Source organism: Erwinia sp. INIA01 (assembly GCF_025947915.1).
Classification (GTDB): Bacteria; Pseudomonadota; Gammaproteobacteria; order Enterobacterales; family Enterobacteriaceae; genus Erwinia; species Erwinia coffeiphila.
The window spans coordinates 1-4,870 of sequence record NZ_JAPDNC010000036.1 but is presented as its reverse complement, the minus strand read 5'-3'; the positions used below and the strand labels follow the sequence as shown (position 1 = coordinate 4,870).

Sequence of the window (4,870 nt, the reverse complement as noted above, 5' to 3'; positions counted from 1 at the left end):
GTCAACTTCTTTTTGAGAAGTTTTTTCCGGCGGTTCAGAGACTTCCCGAACCTCCTGAGTGGCTGACTTGTCAGTCGTTGTGCCGTCTCAGTGGTTGCGCATTATAGGGAGTTCTCGACGGCTGACAAGGGCTAAATTGCGATAATTTTACCGTTTGCTGCATTCCACAGCAAAACCCCGCCTTATACCTGTTTATACACAAACTTATCCACATTCTTTATTGAATGACAATTTTGACGAGCAACGCGCAAACGTTTTCGCTACAATGCCCGCGCGTAATGGAAGCCCCTTTCAGGGGCGTTACCTGAAACTTATCTTCCTCTATATAGAGAAGAGAAAGACTAAGCTTCATATAACGCTCTTTATATGCGATCCAAAGCCAAGGGATAAAACCACCATGCAACAACGTCGTCCTGTACGCCGCGCGCTGCTCAGCGTGTCTGACAAAGCCGGTATCCTCGAATTCGCTCAGGCGCTTTCTCAACGTGGCGTAGAGCTGCTCTCCACTGGCGGCACCGCGCGCCTGCTGGCCGATGCTGGCCTGCCCGTAACGGAAGTCTCTGACTACACCGGTTTCCCGGAAATGATGGATGGACGCGTCAAAACGCTGCACCCAAAAGTGCATGGTGGCATTTTAGGACGCCGCGGTCAGGATGATGCCATCATGTCCGAGCACAGCATCTCTCCTATTGATATGGTCGTCGTTAACCTTTACCCGTTCGCCCAGACCGTTGCACGCGAAGGCTGCTCGCTGGAAGATGCGGTAGAGAATATCGATATCGGTGGCCCAACCATGGTGCGCTCCGCTGCCAAGAACCACAAAGACGTGGCGATTGTTGTGAAGAGCAGCGACTATCAGGCTATCGTGGCCGAGCTGGATGCCAACGATAATTCACTGACGCTGGAAACCCGTTTCGATCTGGCTATTAAAGCCTTCGAACACACTGCCGCTTACGACAGCATGATCGCCAACTACTTTGGCAGCCTGGTTCCTGCTTACCATGGTGAGACTAATGCGCCTGCTGGCCGCTTCCCACGTACGCTGAACCTGAACTTCATCAAGAAGCAGGATATGCGCTACGGTGAAAACAGCCATCAGGATGCTGCCTTCTATATAGAAGAGAATGTATCAGAAGCTTCAGTTGCCACCGCACAGCAGGTTCAGGGTAAAGCGCTTTCTTATAACAACATCGCCGACACCGATGCAGCACTGGAATGTGTGAAAGAGTTTGATCAGCCGGCCTGCGTTATCGTCAAACACGCGAACCCGTGCGGCGTGGCGGTAGGTGGATCGATTCTTGATGCCTACGAGCGCGCGTACAAAACCGACCCAACCTCAGCCTTCGGCGGGATCATCGCCTTCAACCGCGAGCTGGATGAAGCCACGGCTCAGGCCATCATCAGCCGTCAGTTTGTGGAAGTGATCATTGCGCCATCTGCCAGCGAAGCCGCCCTGAAGGTGACCGCTGCGAAGCAAAATGTTCGCGTCCTGACCTGCGGCCAGTGGCAGCAGCGCCAGAAAGGCCTGGACTTCAAGCGCGTGAACGGCGGCCTGCTGGTGCAGGATCGCGATCTCGGCATGGTTAATGAGAGCCAGCTGCGCGTGGTCAGCAAACGTCAGCCGAGCGAGCAGGAACTGCGTGATGCGCTGTTCTGCTGGAAAGTGGCAAAATTCGTGAAATCCAATGCCATCGTCTATGCCCGTGACAATATGACTATCGGGATAGGTGCGGGCCAGATGAGCCGCGTTTACTCTGCCAAAATTGCCGGTATCAAAGCCGCTGATGAAGGCCTGGAAGTGAAAGGTTCAGCGATGGCCTCCGATGCCTTCTTCCCGTTCCGCGATGGGATTGATGCTGCTGCCGCAGTGGGTATCACCTGCGTGATCCAGCCGGGTGGTTCTATCCGCGATGACGAAGTAATTGCCGCTGCTGACGAACACGGCATTGCGATGATCTTTACCGACATGCGTCATTTCCGCCATTAATTACGGAGTCTCAAATGAAAATTTTGGTTATTGGTAACGGCGGCCGTGAACATGCGCTTGGCTGGAAAGCCGCTCAGTCACCGCTGGCTGACACCGTATTCGTTGCCCCGGGCAATGCCGGTACCGCACTGGAGCCTGCGCTGCAGAACGTGGCAATCAGCCCAACCGACATTCAGGGCCTGCTGGACTTTGCCCTGAGTGAGAAAATCGATCTGACCATCGTCGGCCCGGAAGCGCCGCTGGTGAAAGGCGTGGTGGATACGTTCCGTGCCGCCGGTCTGAAAATCTTTGGCCCGACTCAGGCCGCTGCACAGCTGGAAGGTTCTAAAGCCTTTACCAAAGATTTCCTGGCCCGTCATCAGATCCCGACTGCGGAATACCAGAACTTTACTGAAGTGGAGCCTGCCCTCGCGTATGTGCGTGAGAAAGGTGCGCCAATCGTCATTAAGGCCGATGGCCTGGCGGCGGGTAAAGGTGTGATTGTGGCGATGACGCTACAGGAAGCGGAAGATGCCATTCAGGATATGCTGGCCGGTAACGCTTTCGGTGATGCTGGCCACCGCATTGTGGTGGAAGAGTTCCTTGATGGCGAAGAAGCCAGCTTCATTGTGATGGTTGACGGCGAGAATGTGCTGCCAATGGCCACCAGCCAGGACCATAAACGCGTCGGCGATGCGGACACCGGCCCGAACACCGGCGGTATGGGTGCCTACTCCCCTGCTCCGGTTGTGACCGATGAAATCCACCAGCGCGTAATGGATGAAGTGATCTGGCCAACCGTGCGCGGCATGGCGGGCGAAGGCAACGTCTATACCGGTTTCCTGTATGCCGGTCTGATGATCGATAAAAGCGGCCAGCCGAAAGTCATCGAGTTTAACTGCCGCTTCGGCGATCCGGAAACTCAGCCAATCATGCTGCGCCTGCAGTCGGATCTGGTGGATCTTTGCCTGGCTGCCGTTGACGGTAAACTGGACCAGAAAGATTCCGTCTGGGACCCCCGTCCATCGCTGGGCGTGGTACTGGCTGCCGGCGGCTATCCGGGTGACTATGCAACCGGTGACCAAATCCACGGTTTACCGCTGGAAGAAGTTGCCGACGGTAAAGTGTTCCACGCGGGTACGACGCTGGAAGACGATCTGGTGGTGACCAACGGTGGGCGTGTACTGTGCGTCACCGCGCTGGGTGCAGATGTTGCTGCCGCTCAGAAGCGTGCTTACGAGCTGGCCCAGCCAATCTCATGGAAAGGCAGCTTCTGCCGTAAAGACATTGGCTACCGTGCGATAAATCGTAAGTAAGCCGTCATCTTCAGCTGTTGCGATAAGAAGCGCCCTTCTCGGGCGCTTCTTTTTTAGCGGTTAAAAACTGTATTTAATACCAATCGCCGCTGAAGTATCTGTCCAGCTGTGATCGCCCATCTGATGCCCAATCGTTCCGGTTAGCCTTAGCTGCTGATTGAAATCACCCTCAATACCCAGTTTGGCTTCTGCAATATTCCGCGTGCCTGACTGCGTCACATCTACGCCATCCATCGATACGCTGTTGTTACGTGTGTTGTGAATCCAGTTCGTTTCAATAAACGGTTTGAACTCGCGCCCTGCGCCCTGATCCTGCGATGAATGACCTTTTGCAAAGGCTTTAATACCTAAACGAGAACGTACGTTATTGTCCGTTTTTCCAATGACACGCGTACCATTCTTTTCCGTATGGTTATCGGCAGAAATACCCGACCACGTTATCTGTGCCAGAGGCTGGAGATAAAATCCGCTACGTTCACTCTGGCTCACGGGGATCACATAACCTGTTTCCAGCGAGGTGCTTACCCCATCAGAGTCATAGTGTTCGCGTCTGATATCGTCACCTTTTACCTTATTCTTGAACCAGCTGTACTGAACCAGAGTATCCACATACAGCCCGTGTTCGTCGGTGCCCTCAGCATACCAGGTGCCATACACGCCGGTGGTATAGCCTCGAACATTACCTTTTGCGCGATAGCCGGTAACGCGGGACGTGGTGGTGTTATGGCCGTGTCCGTAACCCGCTAACAGGCCAACGCGCCAGGAACCCGCCGCGCCAACACCGCTGCCGATATCGCCACCCAGCATCGCCGAGTAACGATTATTGTTGGTTTTCAGCTGGCCGCTCTTGTCGTTGGCGTGGGTACGGCCACCAACCTGATTTAACCAAAGAGTCGTATATTTTTTCTCGCCGCTAAGCGGGTCAACATAAAACGTTCCTTGTCTATCACTCAGGCGACTTTCAAAAAGAGTCAGTGCCGCAGCAATGTTTGCACTGTAAGCCCCCCCCTCAGGACGAACGATACGTTCCTTGTTAGCAGGCGGTTCAACCGGCGGATTTACAGGTGGTTCAACCGGTGGGTTAACGGGAGGTTCAACAGGTGGCTCAACCGGCGGATTAACCGGCGGATTAACGGGGGGATCGGGCTGTTTCTGGCTGGTCAGATACCAGTTGTTGCTATTCGTATTTCCGCGGACCAGAGAGTAGTCGTAAGCCCCGGCAACGATGCGACCGGACTGATTAAAGGTACCATCCGACTGACCGTCTACGCGGATTAACTCCACGCCTTCAACCGTTTGTGCTCCTTTACCGCCAATGTTATTCACGACAACGTTAGTATCGCCTGAACTATTTCCTTCAATCGATAATCGATCGGAAGGAGAATCATCACCCGCTAATTCAGAATTGAAAACAAGGGTCCCGCCATTCCCGACGTAGTTATTATGGACCGTCAGGACCGAACCTGTTTTATCCGTATCTGAAAGCTGAATAAGACCCGCATTTGTGAGATTGTAAGTAGACCGGATTTAGTTCCAGGCACTTTTTGAGATTTCCGTATTTTCCGCCATCAACCGGTACTCGTCCGGC

General features: G+C 53.9%; 3 protein-coding genes. 2 read left to right on the top strand and 1 reads right to left on the bottom strand.

From position 1 onward, the window contains the following. Window positions 1-397: 397 nt before the first annotated feature. Window positions 398-1,987 (top strand): bifunctional phosphoribosylaminoimidazolecarboxamide formyltransferase/IMP cyclohydrolase, encoded by a 1,590-nt coding sequence (gene purH, locus OMR58_RS25950; RefSeq protein WP_200563872.1) that lies wholly within the window; start codon window positions 398-400, stop codon window positions 1,985-1,987. Window positions 1,988-2,001: 14 nt separating this feature from the next. After that, window positions 2,002-3,282, top strand: coding sequence for a phosphoribosylamine--glycine ligase (purD, locus tag OMR58_RS25945; RefSeq protein ID WP_264547332.1), 1,281 nt, complete (start codon window positions 2,002-2,004; stop codon window positions 3,280-3,282). A gap of 60 nt (window positions 3,283-3,342) precedes the next feature. On the opposite strand, the gene OMR58_RS25940 is transcribed toward purD, so the two are convergent. Further along, window positions 3,343-4,809 (bottom strand): autotransporter outer membrane beta-barrel domain-containing protein, encoded by a 1,467-nt coding sequence (locus tag OMR58_RS25940; protein ID WP_264547333.1) that lies wholly within the window; start codon window positions 4,807-4,809, stop codon window positions 3,343-3,345. Between the last annotated feature and the right edge of the window lie 61 nt (window positions 4,810-4,870).

Coding starts and splice junctions, on each gene's coding strand:
- purH (WP_200563872.1), top strand. CDS start 398: ATGCAACAACGTCGTCCTGTACGCCGCGCGCTGCTCAGCGTGTCTGAC.
- purD (WP_264547332.1), top strand. CDS start 2,002: ATGAAAATTTTGGTTATTGGTAACGGCGGCCGTGAACATGCGCTTGGC.